At 41.6% G+C, this 24,480-nt stretch carries 13 protein-coding genes; all 13 read right to left on the bottom strand.

What is annotated here, in order from left to right; translation table 11 throughout:
* Nucleotides 1–102: 102 nt before the first annotated feature.
* Nucleotides 103–7,740, bottom strand: coding sequence for a fibronectin type III domain-containing protein (locus tag OCV60_RS03020; RefSeq protein WP_262529289.1), 7,638 nt, complete (start codon nt 7,738–7,740; stop codon nt 103–105).
* A gap of 510 nt (nt 7,741–8,250) precedes the next feature.
* Nucleotides 8,251–9,153 (bottom strand): SGNH/GDSL hydrolase family protein, encoded by a 903-nt coding sequence (locus OCV60_RS03015; protein WP_262529288.1) that lies wholly within the window; start codon nt 9,151–9,153, stop codon nt 8,251–8,253.
* 48 nt (nt 9,154–9,201) lie between these two features.
* Nucleotides 9,202–10,146: a cation diffusion facilitator family transporter gene (locus OCV60_RS03010; RefSeq protein WP_117822722.1), complete on the bottom strand. Its 945-nt coding sequence runs from the start codon at nt 10,144–10,146 to the stop codon at nt 9,202–9,204.
* A gap of 232 nt (nt 10,147–10,378) precedes the next feature.
* Nucleotides 10,379–13,015 carry a pyruvate, phosphate dikinase gene (gene ppdK / locus OCV60_RS03005; protein WP_021943737.1) on the bottom strand — a complete coding sequence of 879 codons (2,637 nt, stop codon included), beginning with the start codon at nt 13,013–13,015 and terminating at the stop codon, nt 10,379–10,381.
* 280 nt (nt 13,016–13,295) lie between these two features.
* A complete protein-coding gene (locus OCV60_RS03000; protein WP_021943736.1) occupies nt 13,296–14,693 on the bottom strand; it encodes a glycine--tRNA ligase in 1,398 nt (465 codons plus the stop codon).
* A 65-nt stretch (nt 14,694–14,758) separates the two neighbouring features.
* Nucleotides 14,759–15,502 (bottom strand): DNA repair protein RecO, encoded by a 744-nt coding sequence (gene recO, locus OCV60_RS02995; protein WP_161117332.1) that lies wholly within the window; start codon nt 15,500–15,502, stop codon nt 14,759–14,761.
* On the bottom strand, nt 15,499–16,404 hold the full coding sequence (era, locus tag OCV60_RS02990) for a GTPase Era (RefSeq protein ID WP_008402838.1): 906 nt from the start codon (nt 16,402–16,404) through the stop codon (nt 15,499–15,501). The genes recO and era overlap by 4 nt, the downstream gene beginning before the upstream one ends.
* 121 nt (nt 16,405–16,525) lie before the next feature.
* Nucleotides 16,526–19,456 (bottom strand): insulinase family protein, encoded by a 2,931-nt coding sequence (locus tag OCV60_RS02985; protein WP_262529284.1) that lies wholly within the window; start codon nt 19,454–19,456, stop codon nt 16,526–16,528.
* Nucleotides 19,457–19,469: 13 nt separating this feature from the next.
* Nucleotides 19,470–19,886 (bottom strand): cytidine deaminase, encoded by a 417-nt coding sequence (locus OCV60_RS02980; RefSeq protein WP_262529283.1) that lies wholly within the window; start codon nt 19,884–19,886, stop codon nt 19,470–19,472.
* 340 nt (nt 19,887–20,226) lie between these two features.
* On the bottom strand, nt 20,227–21,786 hold the full coding sequence (locus tag OCV60_RS02975) for a sensor histidine kinase (RefSeq protein ID WP_262529281.1): 1,560 nt from the start codon (nt 21,784–21,786) through the stop codon (nt 20,227–20,229).
* Nucleotides 21,764–22,468, bottom strand: a complete 705-nt coding sequence (locus tag OCV60_RS02970) for a response regulator transcription factor (protein ID WP_262529280.1) — start codon at nt 22,466–22,468, stop codon at nt 21,764–21,766. Before OCV60_RS02970 ends, OCV60_RS02975 begins: the two co-directional genes overlap by 23 nt.
* Before the next feature lie 107 nt (nt 22,469–22,575).
* Nucleotides 22,576–23,841 carry a glycerate kinase family protein gene (locus OCV60_RS02965; protein WP_262529279.1) on the bottom strand — a complete coding sequence of 422 codons (1,266 nt, stop codon included), beginning with the start codon at nt 23,839–23,841 and terminating at the stop codon, nt 22,576–22,578.
* 33 nt (nt 23,842–23,874) lie between these two features.
* A complete protein-coding gene (locus tag OCV60_RS02960; protein ID WP_262529277.1) occupies nt 23,875–24,438 on the bottom strand; it encodes a rhomboid family intramembrane serine protease in 564 nt (187 codons plus the stop codon).
* Nucleotides 24,439–24,480: the final 42 nt, after the last annotated feature.

Genomic DNA, 24,480 nt, shown 5'->3' with positions numbered 1-24,480 from the left:
AATATTTTGAACAAAAATAAAATTCCATGAATGGGATAACAGGGAGCCGGAAAGCTCCTGTGTTACCCCACCATGGAATTTTTTTAACTTAAATTTGCAGTTTTATTTTACTGTGACCTTCACCCGTTTATTTACTCCATTTAATGCAGTAACATAGATATAACAGGTTCCTTTTTTCTTTGCACGGATCGTACCCTTTGCCGTTACAACAGCAACCGCTTTATTGGTACTGCTGTAGCGAAGCTTAGCACCATGCCCTTTGGATAACAGTTTCTTCTTGTTATCCTGTAAGATAAGCTTAGTTGTTATCTTTGCTGTTTTACCTTTCTTTAAGGTATACTCTGTCTTCTTGCACTGAATCTTCTTTACATTTGTATATGTCTTGTTCTTCGGCCCTGCGATATGGAGGGTCAATCCTGTAGCAATATACTGCTTCTTCCCATTTACAATACGATATGCCTTGACACGGACTCTGTATGACTGCTTCCGGTTCAGACTCTTGCCTTTATACTTACTCAGTACTGTTGCGTTCTTCTTTGCACCTGAAATCGTCTTAACAACAGTCAGCTTCTTTCTGTTACATGGAGCTGCATAGACATCATATCCCTGTGCCCCCTTAACAGCTTTCCAGGTCAGTTGGATTCCCTTCTGTGTCCATGCAACCTTCTGTTTGCTGGAAAGTATCTGTGAATTCTTCTCAATCTGCTTCTTAGTCAGTTCCTCTACAACCGGTTTTTCCGGTTCTAACGGAGGCTCCGGCGTCTTAACAACCGTTACCATGATCTTAATCGGTACATTCTGTAACAGCTTCTCATCAACGGTACATACCAGTTTGCTCAGATCTGTATTGTTCGTACGGACATCTGCTGTGATATCTGTACCATTCATACTCCATGCATTGATCTCGTAGCCAGCGATCACCGATGCTGTCATTGTAACCGTGCTGTCCCGGTATACTTCAAGACTGCCAGATCCAGCGGATACATCCTGCATAAGATCATTCTGTTTTTTGCGATCCACATGAACAGCTATTGTTCCTGCCTTTGCTCCATCTGCCGATACCAGCTCATACTGAAGTTCTACCTTTGGAATCTCCTTATAAGTAACTGCAACCTCTACATTTTTCTCAAAGCCTGTATCTGGTGCCTGAATCTTGATCTGCTTATTGTCTGTATTTTCTATATCAGAAACCGTCATATCACTGTAAGCTGCACCATCCATCATTACTGTGATCTGATCCACTTCATATCCGGTCTTCGGTGCTGCTGTCATAACGATATCCTCTGTGTGGTATCTGTCAATATAACCACCGGATACAACATCACACTCCAGTGTTCCGTTATTATCACTGTTATATGTGACAGTTGGACGATCAAGCAGAACGAGTACAACACGCATGGATTTGTTTACACTGTTAAATGAACTTTCCTTCGCATCCTTTCCGGTTGCGATCGTCTGTTCTTCTGAACCGATAAACAGCTTCCACTCTGCGATCTGATACTGCTCCGGTACATCTGCTTTCATAACAACCGGCAGATTCTTTACGATCTTTGTATCATTGCTGATCTGCACAGAATCACTCCATGCCGTAACAACATCATCTACCTGCTGTCCCTGTTCATTTACCGCTTCAAAATGAAGTGTTTCCATCTGGAACATATTGACAACCAACTTGATCTTCATGTTCTTCTGGACGTTGGATACTACATACTGATCTCCTCCGGTTGCTGCAACTGTATAATGTATATCATCTGTATAGATTCTCCATTCTGATACAGTAACGGATTCCGGAAGATCTGCCGTAAGTGTCACCGTTGATCCCTTTGCTGCCTTGCCATCCTGAACCTGTTCTGAGACATTGATCTTACAGCCTGCAACCGATGTATCCGGATCTTCTGCGATCACTTCTGTCTCAAATGAATATGTCTCTACCGGTTCAAATTCAACGGCCACAACAGTATCTGTCTCCACATTATCGAGTGTGATCTCTGTTCCGGCAAAGATACTTCCGTCAGTATTTTTCTGGATCTTTGCTGAACCACCATGAGAAACCGTCCACTGTTTTACGACATAATTCTCATCTGGAACCGCCTGAAGCAGGATACTCTTTCCCGTAAGGACGGTCTCACCTGTATCGATCTTGCTTCCATAGCTTCCGGCCTTTACATAATATGCCTGAAGACTTCCGTTTTCCGGCTGATCGTAATTCAACTGGTAGGTCTTTGCTGCAAAGGATACACTGACATGAACACTGCTGCTCAATGCTGAAACGATCAATGTATCTCCATTTACCACATAATCAGTTCCGAGAACCAGATCATTTCCATCGCTTCCTGTTACCTTCCATGCTTTGATCTTATAATTATCCTTTGGAATTGCTTTAAAGGATACCTTGCTCTGATCTGCTAATCCGGCTCCGGATGCAAATGGCTCTTTGGAGTCTCCACAATATCCTTTTATCGTTCCCTTGCCATCAGACTCATATCGGACTGTATACTGGTTCGATACGATCTGATATTTTCCTCTGTTCAGAGTGACATTATATTTTTTCAGGAATTCTTTTACCAAATCTGTATACTCACTGTCTTCTTCAGTTCCAACTGTAAGCCATGCGATTCCGGTCTGGTAAACACCTGCTGTCGAATTTTCATCTAACTTCGGCTCAGCTTCTATTGTCATCAAATCCGACAGTTTATATTTAGCTGCATCTGAATCCAGGATACCGGATTCTGTGTCATCACCCGCATATTTTACAACAACATCTGACAGGCTTAATACTTTATCTGTCGTGTCATCCTCTGATATACCATCCTTTGATGGAGCAGTAATAACGATCGGCCGTTTGCTTACGGTAAGCATCTTCATCGCATATGATTTGGTCTGACTGGTACCGTTCTGTCTGGTTATCGTCGCAACAAATGTATGCTGTCCCGGCCATTTTGGAGTAAATGTATTGCTGGCTATATTTTCCGTTACAACCTTATCATCTCCATCCACATAGGATACCTGATAAGATACAGAAGCATCTGCTGCAAGCGGTTCTGTCGTTATATTGCCGGATGTATCGTTTTCCCGTTTTCCCTGTCTGACTTCTAACTTAATGGTATTGCCATATTCCGCATTGTTTCCGGAAAGAACGTATACCATATTATCCGTACGATCTACTACATAATAAACAGTCTGTGTATCAGTAGGATATAATGATGTATTTCCTCCATAAGATACAGCTACCGTATAATCTCCGGCTTCTTCCGGATTCCATACAACAGAAGCATTACCATTCTTATCTACAACGGTTGATATATCACGAATAGAACCGGTCCGGTTATTGAAGAAGTTTACATTTACAATTCCTGTTTTATCGATATTGACAGAAGATGTAACTGCCTCTGCAACATGGATCTGAACCGTTGTCTGATCTCCCTTTATGATATCTTCAACCTGTGTATCATATGTTTCATTTACGGTAACAACCTCCCCAGGGGTAACACCATACTGCTTAGATGCTCCACTTCCCATAAGAGAAAAGGCATCATCCGTAGCGATCTTTAATTCATTAAATGTTGTAATGATCTGCTCCTGCTGGTTCTCATCTGTTACCGTCTGCTCAGTCTTGTAATAATAGGTCTCATCCGCAGTCCGATCTGCTTCGGCAGATTTTGCATACATGATATAAGCATTATTTCCTTCGTATGCCTCCGGCCAGTACAGATACCAGGTTGTTCCATCAACCTCGATATACTGCTGATTTGTAGTGCCAGCAGATTCTTCTTTATATCCGGCATAAGCAGGCACATAGGACTGAACAGTACCGGCATACGCTTTTGCTGTAATTGCTCCATCTGTACCCTGTTCCAACTGATACCACTGTGTAACTGCTTCTGACATAGCATCTGTGCTGTACAACAGTATCTCACCATCGGCTGTTACTGCTGTATATGCATAATAAGTCTTGCCCGCTGCCGTCTCTGTCACCTGTTCTGTCACAGGCTTTATTGTATCTGCATCAACTCCATTCCAGAGAGCGGCTGCATCACCGGTTGTTCCACTCTGGAATACATTTGGTATTACTTCATTTAATTTCACCTTTACAGTTGCTGTTCCTGCTGTCTCATTATATTCTTCCAGTACATACCATTCATTTGTCTGGCTGTCAAAATAGATAAATTCCGGTATTACTGCATCCGGATATACAGCGGATACCACTGCACCATTCTTATACTGGACAAATGTCTCCTTCTGTGTTCCGATCGTAACCGCTACAGTCTTCGATACCGTACGTTCATTCGTAACCGTCCGTGTCTGTGTATACTGTCCAAACGCTGTATTGGTTCCCTTATTCGCACTGTCGGACTGTGTATTGCTAATCGTTGCTGTCATCATACTGTCAGCCCTTCCAACATGCAGGATACCCGGAGCTCCATATGCATATAACCGCACACCCTTTATCAGCTCAGAAAGAACGCATCGATAAGAATTGCCATCCATATCCTCTGTGATACCATTTAACTTCAATGTACTTCCATTTATACCGGAAGCTTCTTTGTCAGTCAGGTTTACCCAGTTGACCGAACCTGCTTTTCGAACCTGCCATGCATAGGACAGACCGCCTTTTGCATTTGCAGACGGAAGTGCATCGATCACAAAGCTCGCATTACCGCCGACAACAACTCTCTGTACACTTGTCATGCTTAAGATATCCGGTTTCTCACTGTCAGCCAGTGTATGAACGGATACCTCCGGTGTGTATTCGGAGTATACAGTCTCGCCTCCGCTGTTTGTTCCAACTGAACGAAGTGCAAATTCATATTCCGTCGATGGTTTCAGTCCATCATAGGTGTAAGAAGAACTGTCACCGCTGATCGTATCTAACAGGCTGTATTTATTGGTTGTAATACCATCATTAAATACCTGATAGATCTCATATTTCTCTGCCTTCTTATAACCACTTTCCCATGCAAGCGTTACATAATCCGCGGTCACTGTATCCACACTGATATCTTCCGGTGGAGATGGCGGCTGTTCGACATTCTTTACAACAAAGCCAAGGATCGGAACATTGTTGTCGCCAAGTTTTGCCTGCCAGATACCAAATTTTGTACTGAAGCTGTACTGGGAATCCGTCGCTGGCGGGTAAGCTACCACGCCTTCCTTTGATACTGATGAATAATCAAATGTTGTCTTACCGGAGCCCCAGCCACCGCCAAGTTTGACACCACCGCCATAATTCATCTTCGCCACTTTGGCATCTATCTCACCTTCTACACCAAGTGTCAGTTCGAAGCTGTTCGTCTGGGTCATTGTTTTACTGCTCTGTGTATTGTTCGTAATATTCATAGCTACCGTTGTCTGGTCATTGACCTTATTATTGATCTCTACCCAGTTCGGATAGCCAACAAACCCCTTCATTCCAAGTGAACTGGTCGCATAGGTATCCGGACATCCCGGCGTACTGGACAGAATATCCTTCGTAATTACCTTATTCTGCAGAGTTTCATCACTTTCTGCAAATCGGTTAAAGGTATCTACATCCATGGTCGAATAGACCGGCTGCTGCTGCACTCCGACCTCCATGGTATACGATGCACTTCCATTCGCCGGTGTGATGACATATTCATACAATATAACCGGCGTTCGATAAAGTACTACCTGATTCTTCGTACCATCATTTTCAAAACTAATCGAATACTCATGGGAAAGCTCATCCTCATACGACCACTCCCAGTCATGGGTATAGGACGTCTCCGTATGGAACTGCAATGCTGAAGAACCGATGGAAAATGATGCATATGCTCCGATGGATGCCATTTTCGTCTTACTGGTTACCGTTCCTTGTCCGGATAGCTTACCATATAAGGTTTCTCCGATATTGCCATTATAATAATTATCCTGAAGCTCTCCAAAATATGGAGCAGCCTGTAATATAGCCAGAATATCTACATTACTGTATGTATATTTCTTGCTCTTAAAGGTAAATACATCTGTATCTTTATCCGCATCAACTGCTGCAATCGCCAGGCAAGGGAAATCACTCATACCGACATGCCGCACCAGCTCATTTGAACTTGAATCAAAGTAACTGCCCGGTGTACAGATACCGGTCGATGAATCCTTGTTCTGTTCCTTACCGGACATGTTCACCCGGTAAAAGTACCGGTTAAAGCTCTGTTGCTTATATCCGGTCGTATATAAAACCTGCTCAATTCCCAGATCATTTTCATCAAAGTTTCCTGCCACACATCCGTCTACCCAGGTATCGGATATGATATAACCGCCGATTCCTTTATCACTGCTCTGGCATACCTTTGCTGTATAGTCCTTTTTCCATGATTCATTTTCAAACTTCCAGAAAACACCATCTAAGAAAACCTGCTCCGCATCATTTCTTCCGTTTACTGCCGCACAGGTCAATGCAGGAAGCGGATGCACATTATCATCTTTATCAAAGCCTGCATTTACAAAATTACACATATCCATTACGTTTCCGCCGGATGGAATTAATGTCTCCACCTCTTCATTTGGATCGTATTTCAATGTTACCAGCATATACTTTTTATTTGAACCGGATTTATCTCCATCCGGGCCATCATTATCACTGTATACACCGGCAACTACAACTTCCGGGAAGCCATCAAAATCAATATCACCTGCTGCTACAGATGCGTAACGCATATATACACTGCATGTATCCTTATCCATTACATACTTATTCATCTGCTGTGGTTTCTTGTTCTCTACCTTATAACAGGCAAATACAGAGCTTCTCTGCTGCAGCTTCTTTCCATCACTGTCATCGTGGATATTCGAATAGGAACCAACCAGAAGGATCTCATCTTTACCATCCCGATTGATATCCGAAGTTTCTATCGACATGTTGATTGTTGCTCTTGCTGTCTTACCATTATTGGTAAATTTACCTGCCATATCCGCTCCGGTATTTCCCATAAAACTACGAACCGGAATATTATCACTGATCGGCGATAAGGTGATTCCGTCCAGGATCATAATATACGGATCTCCACGTTTTGGAACATAGACTGCGATATCTTCATCTCCATCACCATCAAAATCTCCTGCCTTTAATGTAAAATAATTCTTATAGGCACTGTATTTTTCCAACTGATTATCCCGAAGCCAGTCATTATCATCACCCGATCCAAGGCTGAAGGTCTTTCTTAATTCCTGACCTTTACCGGATGCACTGTATCTTGCTACAACAAGCTGCGGATCTTTTCCCAGTGATGCGCCAACAAGTGCAACCATATTATCACGGCCGGTTCCATACGGATCATAACCGTCTACATTTACATACTTGACATCAGCTGCGCCGGATGCTGTACGGCTCTGCATAAATCCATTGTTGTTCCGTTTCGAATCTGGTCCAACATAATAGCCCTTGATATCCGAGCTTTTCGTATAGTTATACGTCTCAGCATTTCGGTTCTTTCCACTGGATCGATACCATAAAAATGCTTCCATCTTTTCATTAAATGCAGAATAGCCGGAACCATATGGATTTTCACCGTCATTTGCATTAAATGAACTTGGTGTCGTCAGATTAAATCCATATTTATCCTTTCCACTGTTATCTGCATTTGAAATATCTGCCTGCGTGACCGCCTGCCCCGGCGGCTCATCCGCAAGAACTCTGACCGGATTTCCAACCCCAGGAAACATACCGATCACCATCGAAATCGAAAGCATTGCTGCCATCCATTTCTTTCCCCATTTTCTGTTCATGTTCTCATCATCCCTTTCTTACATAAACGTTATTCTTGTTTCTGAATGCTGTCTCTGCATCCAAACCTCCAGTTACATAATAATTATATCAAAATATTTTCTAAAAAGAAAGAAAAATAGATGCATTTTATAAATATATTCATCTTGCAAACACAATATGTGTATTTATTCTGACAATTTGCGTTAGTTTATTAGAAGCGACTACAATTTAAAACGCATAATGTTACGCAAATATTGTCGGATCAAATCATAAATTATACCCCTCTTGCTTCAAAAAAAGACATTTTCATATGATATCCTTATAAAAATATATTCCAAATTTCGGACATATCTTAAACTGTAACATCATACGAAAATGTCTTATTATGTGCTCCAACTATTCTTTTTTTATTCATTAAACTGCTGTTCTATTATGAATGAATGCTATTCTATTTCCATTTTACTTGGTAAATAAATGCTGCCTTCTGATCACATCTTACTTTGTAAGTAAATACTGTGCCTGATTACATCTTATTTTGTAAACAATGCTTCTATAAATACATCTGCGATCAACTGCTGTCCAACTGCTGTTGGATGATCATCTGGATCTATATAATTTTCTGCATTCTGATTATTCAGCACAATATCATTTGATGAAGCAAAGGCTTCATAGCAATCTGCCAGTACAATATTCTTTTCTTTACATACTGTACGAATAATTGTATTTGCCTGACTGATCTTTTCTTCTGCATACTGGCCGATATTGACCGTTATCCCTCCTGCCGATATTTCATAATCCATATTACGATATGGATTATATAATGTCATAATTGCAATCCGGCAATCCGGTGAATCCTTACGAATCAGATCTATACTATCTGAAAGATTATTATAAAACCGATTCAGATTATCTTCCGCAGACCGGTCTGCCTCCTCAAAGTCCCGGATAAATGTCTTTTTGTTAATTTTTCCCCAAAGCAGAGAATCATCTCCTGCACCAGAATATCCATAAAAATAATCTTCGTATTGCATAACAAAGAATTCAAACGGAAGAAGTGCATCATTCGTACCAATGCAAAATGTTACATAATCAGCATGGTCTAACAGATCTATCTTGCCTTTCTTGATATTTTGCCACATGTCTCCACTGAGCTGACCATTTACTCCTTGATTACATTCGACAACCTGCATCCCCTGTTGTTTCATATAAGCAGCAATCCTTGCAGAAAATCGTTCATTCTCAGCGTGTTCTAATGAATATCCATATGTAATTGAATCTCCCAATGCTACATATATAACAGAATCATCCGATACCTGCTCATCTAACTGCAACAATTTTGCATTATTCTTTGTCCGACCATGCAATCCCCAGACGATTGCAATAACACATGCCCCGGCTACTGTGATCAGTCCGGCAACCTTCCATTTCTTCATATCGATCACCTCTGTTTTATATAATAACTTGAAATCTTTCATTTTATCCTAATCCGGTATAATCTCTATATATACCTGATCGTATTTGTATTTCAGTTCTTGCTTAATCTCATCCCGGACACGATGCAGAATGCTGATATGTATAACGTCTGTTTTATTTCCAATATATACTTCAACCCAAAGCTTCCGTCCGGTCTGGATAACATCTAAGAATGTAACCTCATAGGGATAATCATTCATATGTTTATCCACGATTCCACGTATCTGATTTAAGACATCTTCCTCCGGCGCAAATAAAATCAGATTTTTAATGCTCTGGAAAATCTCCTTTACAGGTTCTTTTATAAGGAGCAGTGCCATAATTACAGCTACTGCAGGATCAATATACGGCGTCAGAAACCGAAATCTCGTTGTAAACAATATCATCTGAACTGCAAATGCTACGGCTACTCCCATACTGCTTATAACATCAAGCTTCCACATATAAAGCTCAGCTTTGATCGTCGTAGACTCATACTTTTTACTGTAATGACCAAGCAACAGATACATGCCTGCACAGCCAAGACATACAAGCAATTCAAATATAGCAATACTGCCGGCATCAACTTCATGTCCACCATGTAATAACAGCTTTATATTTTCAACCATTAGATTGCAGGTAAGTGCTAATAATACACTGTACTTTACCAGTAAAAACAACGATTCTACCTGTGCATATCCATATGGATGCTTCTCTGTCACCGGTTTATAAAGCAGGGGCACAAGCACCAGAAACGGTCCGATCATCACTAAATCCGCTGCATCAAACAAACAATCAGTCCACAAAGAATGGGAATGGGTAAACCATGCCATCACACCTTCCGCTACTATAAACAATACACTTCCAAAAAATGATAGTTGTAATATTCTCTTTTCAATCGTCAGTTTCTCTTTCTTTTCCCTACGTTCTTTCTTTACACTGTTCACTTTTTTCGCACTATTATCTGTCTTCATCTGTTTTCTCTTTCTTGTTTTCATCTTTTTCTATTCTTTAATCTCACAACTACCACTATAACACAAAAATCCCGCCCGGCATACACCAAATGGGATTCTTTGTATTGTTCACAATTATGTGCAAACATATAATTTTAATTATTAACTGACAAAAAGCCCCTGTTACTGCAATATAACAGTAACAGAGACTTTTTATTATTGACTATTATAATTCACGTTTTCGTGCAGTCTATTATTTGTTAGCGATTGCAGCCTGAGCAGCAGCAAGTCTAGCGATAGGTACACGGAATGGTGAACATGATACATAATCAAGACCGATCTTGTGGCAGAATTCAACGGATGAAGGATCTCCACCGTGCTCACCACAGATACCGATATGAAGCTTTGGATTAACCGGCTTGCCAAGTTTAACAGCCATATCCATGAGCTTACCAACACCAGTCTGATCAAGCTTAGCAAATGGATCATTCTCGAAGATCTTAGCATCATAGTAAGCATTTAAGAACTTACCGGCATCATCTCTTGAGAAACCAAATGTCATCTGTGTAAGGTCGTTAGTACCGAAGCAGAAGAAGTCAGCTTCCTTAGCGATCTCATCAGCTGTAAGAGCTGCTCTAGGGATCTCGATCATTGTACCAACTTCGTACTTAAGCTCAACACCAGCAGCAGCGATCTCAGCATCAGCTGTCTCAACTACTACCTTCTTAACATACTTAAGCTCTTTAACTTCACATACAAGTGGGATCATGATTTCTGGCTCAACATTCCAATCTGGATGCTCTTTCTGAACTTCGATAGCTGCACGGATAACAGCCTTTGTCTGCATCTTAGCGATTTCTGGATATGTTACAGCAAGACGACATCCTCTGTGACCCATCATAGGGTTGAACTCATGAAGTGAGTTGCAAAGTGCCTTGATCTCTTCTACTGACTTATTCTTAGCCTTTGCAAGCTTCTCAATATCTGCTTCCTCTGTAGGAACGAACTCATGAAGAGGTGGATCCAGGAATCTGATAGTAACCGGGTTACCTTCAAGTGCTTCGTAAAGAGCCTTGAAATCTCCCTGCTGATATGGAAGGATCTTATTAAGAGCTTCTTCTCTTTCTTCTACTGTATCTGAGCAGATCATCTCACGGAATGCTGCGATTCTTTCTGGATCAAAGAACATATGCTCTGTACGGCAAAGACCGATACCTTCTGCACCAAGCTCACGAGCCTTCTTAGCATCTGCTGGTGTATCAGCATTTGTTCTAACCTTAAGTGTTCTGTACTTATCAGCCCATGCCATAACACGACCGAATGTACCTGCGATTGAAGCATCAACTGTCTTAATAACTCCATCGTAAATGTTACCTGTTGTACCATCGATTGAGATGAAATCTCCCTCATGGAACTCTTTGCCTGCAAGTGTGAACTTCTTGTTCTCTTCATCCATGATGATATCGCCACAACCTGATACACAACAAGTACCCATACCACGAGCAACTACAGCAGCATGTGATGTCATACCACCACGAACTGTTAAGATACCCTGTGCTGACTTCATACCTGTGATATCTTCTGGTGATGTCTCAAGACGTACAAGAACAACCTTCTCGCCCTTAGCTGCCCATGTTTCTGCATCGTCAGCTGTAAATACGATCTTACCACAAGCAGCACCCGGTGAAGCACCAAGTCCCTTGCCCATTGGTGTAGCTGCCTTAAGAGCTGCTGCATCAAACTGTGGGTGAAGAAGTGTATCAAGGTTACGAGGATCGATCATTGCAACTGCTTCTTCCTCTGTCTTATGTCCTTCATCAACAAGGTCACAAGCGATCTGAAGAGCTGCCTGAGCTGTTCTCTTACCATTTCTACACTGAAGCATGTAAAGCTTCTTGTTCTCAACTGTGAACTCCATATCCTGCATATCATGGTAGTGATTCTCAAGAGTCTCACATACCTTAAGGAATTCTGCATATGCTTCTGGGAATTCCTGCTCCATCTGAGCGATTGGCATTGGTGTACGAACACCGGCAACTACGTCTTCGCCCTGTGCATTGATAAGGAACTCACCCATAAGCTTCTTCTCACCTGTTGCAGGGTCACGAGTAAATGCAACACCTGTACCAGATTCATTATTTAAGTTACCGAATACCATAGGCATTACGTTAACTGCTGTACCCCATGAATAAGGGATATCGTTATCTCTTCTGTATACGTTTGCACGTGGGTTGTCCCATGAACGGAATACAGCTTCGATAGCTAACTTTAACTGCTCAACTGGGTCTGAAGGGAAATCTGTTCCTAACTGGTTCTTGTATTCAGCCTTGAACTGCTCTGCAAGAGTCTTAAGATCTGCTGCTGTAAGTTCTACGTCGAACTTAACACCCTTCTCTTCTTTCATCTTATCGATGAGCTGCTCAAAGTACTTCTTACCAACTTCCATAACAACGTCTGAGAACATCTGAATGAAACGTCTGTAAGAATCATATACGAAACGCTCGAATGCTGGATCTGGGTTGTGTGCGATCATTGCAGCAACAACTTCGTCATTTAAACCAAGGTTAAGGATTGTATCCATCATACCCGGCATAGATGCTCTAGCACCTGAACGAACTGATACTAATAATGGATTCTCAAGATCTCCGAACTTCTTGCCGTTGATCTCCTCCATCTTCTTAACACCTTCCATAGCCTGTGCCATGATCTCGTCGTTGATCTTACGACCATCTTCATAGTACTGAGTACAAGCCTCTGTTGTGATTGTGAAACCCTGTGGAACTGGAAGACCAATTGTTGTCATCTCTGCAAGGTTTGCACCCTTACCACCGAGAAGATTACGCATGGTCATGTCGCCTTCGCTAAACATATAAACCCACTTGTTTGCCATTTGTTTATTACCTCCTACGTATCTAATTAAATATATGCTGAAAAAAGCCTGCTTTAGGGCAGAATTTTCCCACCACTCTGACGTGATTATATCATATGACCTAATAATATTAAACCACTTTTTTCAATTTTTTTCTCTTTTTAACCGCATATTCCGGAATCTTTTTCAAAAAGAAAGAGACATCCGCCGGATAATGTTCTTTTCCGACAAATGTCCCTTTTATTTTTCAGATTCGATCAACCGGGCACTCTAATCCGAGATATTGATTCATTTCATCTGATTAATATTCGAATTTCTTCTCAAAATATGCCTTCAGATCTTCAATCTTTACTCTTTCCTGCTCCATGGTATCTCTGTCACGGACTGTTACAGCACCATCTTCTTCTGAATCAAAATCATAAGTTACACAGAACGGAGTTCCGATCTCATCCTGTCTTCTGTAACGCTTACCGATATTTCCTCTGTCGTCGTATTCACAGTTGTAGTATTTGCATAATTCAGCATATACCTTTTCTGCTCCCTCGCCGAGTTTCTTGCTCAGTGGAAGGACCCCGATCTTAACAGGTGCAAGTGCAGGATGGAAATGTAATACAGTTCTTACATCCGGCTTCTCCTCTGTTCCGATATTTTCTTCATCATATGCAGCACAAAGGAATGCAAGTGTTACACGATCAGCACCAAGTGATGGTTCGATAACATATGGAATGTATTTCTCTTTTTTCTCATCATCAAAGTAATCCATTGGTTCGCCGGATACAGTCTGATGCTGAGTCAGATCATAATCCGTTCTGTCTGCGATACCCCAAAGCTCGCCCCATCCAAATGGGAATAAGAACTCTATATCTGTTGTTCCCTTGCTGTAGAAGCAAAGCTCTTCCGGTGAATGATCACGGGCACGCATCTCTTCATCCTTGATACCAAGGTCTTTTAGCCAGTTGATACAGAAGCTTCTCCAGTAATCAAACCATTCAAGGTCTGTTCCCGGTTCACAGAAGAATTCCAGCTCCATCTGCTCAAACTCTCTGGTACGGAACGTAAAGTTACCCGGTGTGATCTCGTTACGGAATGACTTACCGATCTGTCCGATACCAAACGGGATCTTCTTTCTGGATGTTCTCTGTACATTCTTGAAGTTTACAAAGATACCCTGTGCTGTCTCAGGTCTTAAATATACTGTGTTCTTTGCATCCTCTGTTACACCCTGGAATGTCTTGAACATCAGGTTAAACTGTCTGATACCTGTAAAATTATGTTTTCCACATGAAGGACAACAGATATTCTTTTCTTCGATAAAGCTCTCCATTTCTTCATTTGACCAGCCATCAACGGAACCTTCGATCTCCATGTTATTCTCTGCCATGTAGTCTTCGATCAGTTTGTCTGCACGGAATCTTTCATGGCACTCTTTACAGTCCATCAAAGGATCTGCAAAACCGCCAAGATGTCCGGATGCTACCCATGTCTGTGGGTTCATCAGGATCGCACAGTCAACACCTACATTATATGGATTCTCCTGTATGAACTTTTTCCACCAAGCCTTTTTTACATTGTTCTTTAACTCAACACCAAGGTTACCGTAATCCCATGTATTTGCAAGTCCACCATAAATCTCTGAACCCGGATATACAAAACCTCTGTTCTTTGCTAAAGCAACGATCTTGTCTAATGTCTTTTCCATAATGTCCTCCATTTATATTTCATCTTTATATTTGTACGTTATTGTACCTTCTCTCCCTGTTTTTTTCAAGACAGGGATTCAATTATTTCTACAGAATTGAATTTCCGGTCTACATATACCGCCAGAAATTCCTTTGTGATCATCATAAGCTCTTCCAGCACGCTGTCTGAAACCGTGAAATTATACAGATTTCCAAGCGTTGCTCCATTAATATACTGAAGCACATATCTGGCGTCCTCTGATATATGGATACTTTTCTTAGCCTTGCTCCGGCAGTTCTCACACAGGATTCCACCGGATAAGGGATCAAATATCCGTGTCAGCCTGTCGCTTCCACAGATCGGGCAATGAAAGCTCTGCAGTCCCTGTCCAAAGATATCCATGATCTTCAGTTCATATACACAACGGATCAGTTTCACCGGCAGCAGTCCTTTTTTTAATGCATTCAGGCTGACAAACAGCAGATTCAGATAATCTGCCGACCGGTCACCTTCTCTTGTAAAATATGACATCATCTCACAAAAGTAAGATCCGTAACAGTATTTGTTCATATCAAAGGTCAGTTCATGAAAATATTCCTTTGCATCTACGTTGATAAGTGTATATGCATTTCTTCCCGGATATACAGTAAATGCTCCCATGACAAACAGCTGCGTCTTTGAGATCAACTGGCTGCTTGGTCGTCGGACTCCCTTTGCAAATGCTGTGACCTTCCCCTGCTCTCTGGTCAGTATAACAAGCCGTCTGTCATATTCTCCCTGAAGGCCGGAGGAAAGCACGATTCCGTTTAATACTATCTCATCCTTCATGATTCATCCATCTTATAACCATAATTTCGAAGAAGGGTATCGGTATCCCGCCAATCCTTCTTCACCTTTACCCAAAGCTTCAGATTCACATGTGTATCTAATAGCTGTTCAATGCCATACCTTGCATTGCTGCCGATCTTTTTCAGCATTGCGCCCTGTTTTCCGATAATAATACCCTTATGGGAATCCCGCTCACAGATGATTGTTGCATCTATATCCATAAGCCGTCCGTTCGGACGTTCCTTCATCGAATCAATAACAACCGCGATTCCGTGTGGAATCTCTTTATCCAGAAGTCTTAAAGCCTGCTCCCGGATCAGTTCGGATACGATCTGTCGCTCCGGCTGATCGGTGATCGTGTCTTCATCATAGAACTGTGGTCCGTATGGAAGGTATTTGAACAGCGTCTTTATCAGTTCATCTTTGTTCTTTCCCTTTAATGCCGATACCGGAACGATCTCCGCATGACTGCAGGCATCCTTATAGGTCGAGATCGCCTTGAATACTTCTTCTTCACTTACCGCATCGATCTTATTTACCACAATGATGATCGGTGTCTTAACACGTTCTAACTGTTCAATGATATACCGTTCTCCTGCTCCGATAAATGTCGTTGCTTCAACGATCCACATAACGACATCTACTTCATTTAATGTTCCCTCTGCCACCTTTAACATATATTCACCAAGCTTGTTCTTGGCCCTGTTGATTCCAGGTGTATCGAGGAAAACAATCTGTCCTTCATCCGAGGTATACACGGTCTGAATACGGTTTCTTGTTGTCTGCGCCTTACTGCTCGTTATCGCGATTTTCTGTCCGATCAACTGATTCATCAGTGTGGATTTACCTACATTTGGTCTTCCTATGATCGCAACAAATCCTGATTTGTATGTATCGTTCATACTTCTCCTTCCATACTCTGTATGTATTCATGTTCTCCATTCGGCACAGAATCCTGTAACCTGCCGGAGAACTATTTACAAATCTATATACTTATATCTTCTTTCGTTACTTCTGTAAAAACTATAGATCTTTTACTTCTTTAAACTTTGCCCGATTCTGTTCGATCTTATCTTCCCCACCGATCGCACAGATAACTCCGCCGTCTGTGATCGCCCGGATCACAGGTGCCAATGAACGGATCGTTTCTACATTTGCAGTAAGCACCTGATCACGTTCTTTCTGAAGCTGCTCATCTGTAATACCTGCAAAGTAACAGGTCTGGCTAAATGCTCCTTCTGCTGATGGTGTCATTGGAGAATCTAACTTTGCGATCGCACCGATCAGATATTTGGTCATATCTCTGTCGCTTGCATCAAAGCCTGCCACATAGTCTGCTGCCTTCTTATAGATATCATATGTCTCCATCAGGTTCGGATCTCTGTAGGATGTAAAATATCCCATTCCTGATCTGGCAAATGAACACATAGCTCCATATGCCCCACCCTTTACACGGATATTCTCCCAGAGATATCCATAGGAGAAGATCACCTGTAGGACTTCCAGTGCTCCGGTATATTCAAATCCTTTTTCTTTATAATTTCCTGCGAGAGCCGCATACTGTACCTGGCTTGCAGTCTTAAAGGCTTCGTTCTTAACAGCTTTTTTCATCACACGTTTTTCTGCAAAAGCAGGTCTGGTCGACAACTTTCTTGCAAACGCTTCAATATCTGTGCCCAATAATTCCGTGATATCATTGTCACCGGTATAAGAGATTGTTACCGCTCCTTTTCTGAGGATCTCGGCAAGCGTTGTCTGCAGCTTCTCAATGATCGCATCTGCATTCTGCTCAAAATCCTGATCCAGCTCCTGTAAGAAATCATAATATCCGATTCCCTCTGTCATATCCTTAAATGCCATCACATCTGAGACATAAGACATCGCGCGTGTTGCAGATGTGATATGCCCTGAGGATATCAGATCAGTCTTAAGTCCGGCCTTTTCTTCCGATATAATCTCTTTCAATCTCTTCTTATCCGAAAGCTTCGATGTGAACAGGATCTCCTCGATCAGCTTCAGACCTTCTCCAAGCTTGTCATACATGGCCTTTGTCTTAACGGAGAAGAATGAAAAATGATCCTTCCCGCCATCCTTATACATGGCTCCTGTAGAAAATCCGATACCACCGGTATGGAAATTGATCTGATTGGACAGTTCACCATATGTGTAATGCTCTGTATCCACATATTTGAAAATGCTGGTGAGCAGCTCTACATATGGAACAAACTCTGCATCCAGATCATTGATATCAAATATAAACTCCAGATAACCGATTCCGTTAGTAAAGATATCATGACTTATTAATGGCATACCATAAATGCTGTCCTCACGGTTCTTTAACGGATGGATCTCTTTTCTGATATCAGAAATACTAAGCAACGGAACCTTCTCCATATCCTCTGCCGGAGATGGTGTCTCCTGATATAATTTTAATTCCTTTGTATCTGATACAACCTGTTCAAGCTCATTTTCCGTAAGAGAGGCCTTATAGTCTGCAAGCTTCTGCTTCTCTGCTGCATCATTCTCCTTATCAAGCCCCTTCTTCGGCTTCATAACAAAAATCATACCAAAGGTATTCTGAACCAGCTTTTCCCAGATCAGTTCTTCAAAATATCCGGTTTTCAGACTTTCTTTCAATTCATCATATACTTCATTTAACTTAAACATTTCAAGTGCAGATGCATCATCATACAGCCATGTATTAAATGCATCCAGACCCATCATAAGCCCCTTCGGAAATCTGCCGAAGTTTGCTTCCTTATGTTTAAACTCAAAATTATTGATCGCAGCCTCGATCGAAGTCCGATCGATCGCCTTTCCTTCTTCTCCATGCCCGGAAAGATCAGTCAGTGTATCCCTGATCACTGACACAAAACGTTCCTTATCGGACATATTTGCATTTCTTGCTACGATTGAAAAGATTGTCTGCCGGATCCCATCATCAAAGGAAGCAAAGACATCCTCTCCGATCCCTGCATCTACTAATGCTTTCTTCAAAGGTGCGCCCGGAGCGTCCATAATTGCGTATTCCAGTATATTCATGGCAACGGACTGCTTCTTATCAAGGCTGCTGCCAACTACCATATTATAGGTTAAAAATGTCTGATTTTCTTCGCTCTCATTTTCTGCGATTGAATAAAAGCAGCTCTCATCCTTCATCTGTTCATAGGCTGTCTGCACAGCGATCGTAGAATCAATCTCTCTATAATCAAAGCTCGAGAGATACTCCTTATCGATATAGTCCAATTCCTTATACATATCAAGATCACCATACAGATAAATATAACTGTTTGACGGATGATAATACTTTCTGTGAAAATCAAGAAAACGTTCCTGACTTAATGTTGGAATCGCTGCAGGATCACCACCGGATTCATTCTTGTATGGTGTGTCAGCAAGAAGAAGTTTTTCAATCTTTGAATACATCTGCTGTTCCGGAGATGAAAATGCACCCTTCATCTCATTAAACACAACACCATTATAGATCAGTTCCCCTTCTACAGTTTCAAGTTCATAATGCCAGCCTTCCTGACGCATGATCTCTGTATGTTCATAAATATTCGGATAGAATACCGCATCCAGATAGACATCCATAAGATTTTCAAAATCCTTTTCGTTACAGCTTGCAATCGGATATACCGTCTTATCAGAATATGTCATTGCATTTAAAAACGTATTTAATGAACCCTTTGCCAGTTCTACAAACGGGTCTTTTACCGGATATTTTCTGGAACCGCATAATACCGAATGTTCCAGAATATGCGGAATACCAGAATCATCATACGGCGGTGTCCGGAATCCGATATTAAACACCTTGTTCTCATCATCATTTGCAATTACAAGCACTCTGGCCTTTGTCTTCTTGTGGCTTAAGATATAACCTGTTCCATTTACTTCAGGGATCTTTTCTTCTGTTATGATGTCATACCCTGTTAATTCTTTTAAGTCTCTCAATCTGATGTCTCCTTTATTCTTCTTTATTCAAATGAAATGTCTCCGGAAGCAGCTCTTCTACCGAATACTTCCTATATTCCTGTTTGTTCTTTGCTACAACGATCACGCAGCCTTGTTCGGCAAATTCGGCAATGACCTGTCTGCATATCCCACATGGATAAGTATAGTCACATTCTCCGTTCTTTAGTCCGCCAACGATCGCGATCGCAGCCAGCTTTCTGCACCCTTCACTGACTGCCTTAAAAACAGCCGTCCGTTCCGCACAGTTTGTTGCCCCATAGGAAGCATTCTCTATGTTGCATCCTGTATAATAACTTCCATTCTCCATCTTTACACAGGCTCCCACCTGAAAATTCGAATATGGCGCATATGCCTTTGTTCTTGCCTGCATCGCAAGCTCGATCATCTCTGAAATCTCGTTTTCATTCATACAAATTTCCTCTTACTTCCTGTTACATGGAACTAACAGTACCACCCATAAATATAGCCTATTTTCCATGTGTTTGCAATGCGATTCTGGCGTATTCTAACTGTAAACTATACAAAACAGATTGACAGTGGTCTTACCTATTATTACACAAGACATTCTCATTCTATCCTCATGTAGCGGTACATAAGGCAGCAAAATACGCTGCCCAAGTACCGACATTCGTAACTGAGACCTTAGCTCGACTTGATCGAGGTTAGTTCGAAGTTACACAGAGTGGATAGGCTTGTTACATAATAGTAAGACCACTGTCAATCTACTATTTAAAATTTCTACTCTCTATTTAAAAATAAATCATTATTTCAAATTCACCGTCTTCTGTTTTTAAACTTCCGTGGTAGCCAAATATCTGCATGATCTCCTGCACGATGCTCAATCCGATTCCGCTTCCGCTTCTGCCGGTTCTTGCTTCGTCTCCCTTTACAAATGGCTTCCATAACTCCTCCGGATCGGTTGTAATCGGCTGTTCCATCGGATTGCTAAGGATCAGATGATCTTCCTTTAATACCAGCCGGATCACACTTCCTTTCAGTGAATACTTAATTGCATTTACAAACAGATTCTCTAACATATGGGAAAGCATCAGCGGATCACCTTTTACCGTACAGTTTCCTGACATTCTTACCTCCAGACCTTTTTCATCCAGAAGATTCTGATACCGTTCCTGTAACGGCTCCCATATCTGTTCGATGCTTACAGACTCTGTCTGTAACGCTTCCATTTTACCAAGCTTGATATACTCGCTTAACTGACATAAAAGTTCATTCATGTAAGATGTATTTTCCAAAATAACATCTATGTAATGCCGGCACTCTCCTGTCTGGTTTAACTGTTTCAGATTCTCTGCATACCCGGAAATTGCCATCAATGGACTTTTTACATCATGTGCAAGTGCTGTAATAACCGTTTCTTTTCTCTCTGCATCTTCCATCTGTGAAAATATCCGTCTACAGGATATAAACGCAGTCAGGATCGTTGCAATTATAATGAGAAATACAACTGCAAGCCCTCCATAAAATAACCAGATGCCTTCTGTATGCCAGCCAAATGGATCTGCATACATAGCGGATACGATATAATATATGTCATTGTCAAAAACGACATACTGACTTTTAAAATAATAGTTTCCACCCAGATAACCACTTATACTCTCTGTTATATCTGCCGGATGTGCTCCATAAGTCTCCATCTTAGCCAGCAAATACCTGCTCGTCTTACTATACTGATTGGCTTCATCTACTCTGCCATGAAGACTCCATGCAAATTCCCCTGCATCAGCATTTTGAACCACCTGCCGGAAAGAAGGCATAATCGGTGAATACATCTGTACTTTGGACTGCATCTGCCCCATATCATCCTCTATATCCTGTACCTGTTGTTCTAATTTTTCTGTATCATTTTCGTCTGTATGCTTCGTAGTTTCTGTTTCTTGATTTTCATCTGCAGCATTTACACCGTCTTTTTCTTCTATATTGTCTACTGCATCTGAGTTTTCCAAATGCCGCCTGTAAACTGCTGTCAAAAAATATGGTGTATTTTCCTCCGCAAAGATCTCCTGTATTCTATTACGGGCTTCCTCTATATCTGTCATACCTGCAATATCTTTCTGACATTCAGCCAAACTTGCACTGACACTATTTGTTGATACCTGAAAATATTCTTTTAATTCCAGATTGACCTGATTTCTGTAATAACCGATCACCAGCAGATACAATATTATGCTGACTGCTATAATGCCAGATGAAATCCATATCCATTTTCTTTTTATCTTTTGTCTTTTTCTTTTCTGCCGCTCCGACAATAATGCATTTCTTTTTTTATCATTCTTTTTGTTCTTTTTCATCGTCGTCACCCCGTATCTGATATCCATTTCCTATCACTGTTTTAATCTGCTTTCCTGCACTTCCAAGATGTTTTCGAATCTTTCGAATGTGATTATCCACACAACGATCACTGCCTTCATAATCATAACCCCATACACCGATCAGCAGCCGTTCTCTTGCCACAGTCTTATTTTTGTTCTCAAGCAACATCCGCAACAATGCAAACTCTTTTGGCGCAAGTTCTATTTCCTGAGAATCCACAAGAACCCTATACTCCGATGGCTTCATATGTATCCTGCCACAGACCAACTCTCCGGTTCTGCTGAGATCCTTTGACCGTCTGATCAGTGCCTTGCATTTCGCATATAGGGTCACAAGAGAAAATGGTTTGATGATATAATCGTCACAGCCGAGATCATAGCCAAGCAGGATATCCCGTTCGGAAATTCTGGCTGTTAAAAACAGGATTGGAACCATGCTCGTCCTACGCAGCTCCCGACAGATCGCAAATCCATCCATTCCCGGAAGCATGATGTCTAACAATACAAGATCCACCCGTTCCGTCTCAAATAAATCCAGCCCGTCCTGTCCATTCTGTGCCGTCCGTACTACAATCTCATTTTCGCTTTCTCTGGTAAAATAATCTTTCACTACTTCGCAGATCTGTTCATCATCTTCAATCATCAGTATCTGATATGTCATATTTCTTACCTCCTTGCGCCTATCTTAACAGTGTCATATGACTTTTAAATGTTCTTACATAAAAAGCCTAAATAGAGTTTACTGCTCTATTCAGGCTTTCTTATTTGCTATAGTTTCTCCTCCACAGCTCGTTCCATATTCTGCATGGCACATTCTGTCTGCATGGCTCTCCCTCGTTCCTCTTCGGAAAGTCCGTCGGTTATGGAATAACATGCATCAAACAAGCCGCTCTCCATACATTGTTCGATGCCTTTCCCGAAGCAGCCTGCAAATGCAACCACTTTTTTCTTCTGTGCTTTTGCAAGTTTTGCTACGCCTGCCGGAGTTTTTCCCATTAACGTCTGCGCATCCATCCGGCCCTCTCCGGTAATAACCAGATCGACATTTTTTATTCTTTCTTTTAAATGGATCTCATCAAATACTATATCAATTCCCGGTCGTAATCTTGCATGCAGGAACATTAAAAATGCATATCCAAGACCGCCTGCTGCACCTGCTCCCGGTGTCATACGATTTATTATGCTGTCCATCTGACACTTCTCCGGGTCTGTATTCATTTGCACTTTATCCTGCTTACAGCCTGACCAGTTCTGCTGTTCTACCAGATCTGCATAACGCACCATGGATTTCTCCATGTTCTCTACCATCTGAGCATCTGCTCCCTTTTGCGGTGCAAAGATATGGCTGCATCCATTCTCTCCAACCAGCGGATTTGTAACGTCACAGGCAATCTGAAATGAACATACTGAAAGCTCCGGTAACATATCTTCTATGTGAATCCCGCATACTTTGGAAAGTCCTTCTGCTCCATAGCAAACTTCATTCCCATGTTCATCAAGGAAATGACACCCAAGTGCCTGCAGCATTCCAATCCCGGCATCATTTGTTGCGCTTCCGCCAATCCCTATAATAAAGCTCCGGCATCCATGCAGCATGGCATCCTTTATCATCTCGCCTACTCCATATGTAGTTGTATGCATCGGATTTCTGGCTGACTCCGGTACAAGCGGAAGTCCTGCTGCCTCTGCCATCTCAATTAATGCTACTTTTTCTCCTCCTTCATCATAACTGATATAAGAAGCCTTTACGACCTGTCCAAGCGGTCCTGTTACATTAACTGTATGACGTTTCATGTTCGATTTTCCATAGGCGATCGCATCCATGGTTCCCTCTCCGCCATCTGCAACCGGAACCACTTTGATCTCACAATTCTTATAATTTTTCTCCAGACCTTTTTTAACCGCCATGCCTGCCTGAACAGATGTCATACTGCCCTTAAAAGAATCAACAGCCGCCAGAACCTTAAGCGGTCTTTCTCTCAATTTCAGATCATCCTGCAATATGGTGTCATGTATTTCACATGTTCGATTCATTTGAGAAGTCCTCCCTTGCAAATATCACACCGTTTATTTCCGGTTCAGATTATATCCGACAACTGCACCCACAATACCGCCAATGATATGTGCCATATTCGAGATATTGTCCTGTACTACGATACCTTCATATACCTGCTGTCCGATAAAGATGATCGCAACCAGAATAAAGGATAACGGAATTTCGCCTGCTCGGAATCCGGTAAAGGACGCCAGCACGATAAATGCAAATACGACACCACTCGCTCCACAAAGTGCTACATTCCAGAAAAAGATGTAATTCACAATACCGGTCGCAAGTGCTGTTACACCGATCACTTCCAACATTTCTTTCGAACCATATTTTTCTTCTAACATCGGTCCAAGCAATAACAGATAGGAGGCATTTCCGATAAAATGACTCCATCCTGCATGCCCGAATACATGTGTAAAGAATCGCAGATATGTGAGTGGATTTGTAAGCGATGAATGATATGTCATAAATAATAACCGGATACTTCCGCCACCGGTCAGTACCCCAAGCAGCGTTACAACAAAACAAATGAATACAAAGCCCAGCGTCACCGGCGCGTTAAATGTGATCTTTAATTTTCTCATCTGTATATACCTCCCCATATAGAATGAATAGCTTTATTATAC

Source organism: Coprococcus ammoniilyticus, assembly GCF_025567345.1.
Taxonomy (GTDB): Bacteria; Bacillota; Clostridia; order Lachnospirales; family Lachnospiraceae; genus Coprococcus; species Coprococcus ammoniilyticus.
This window is presented reverse-complemented; position numbering and strand designations above follow the sequence as displayed.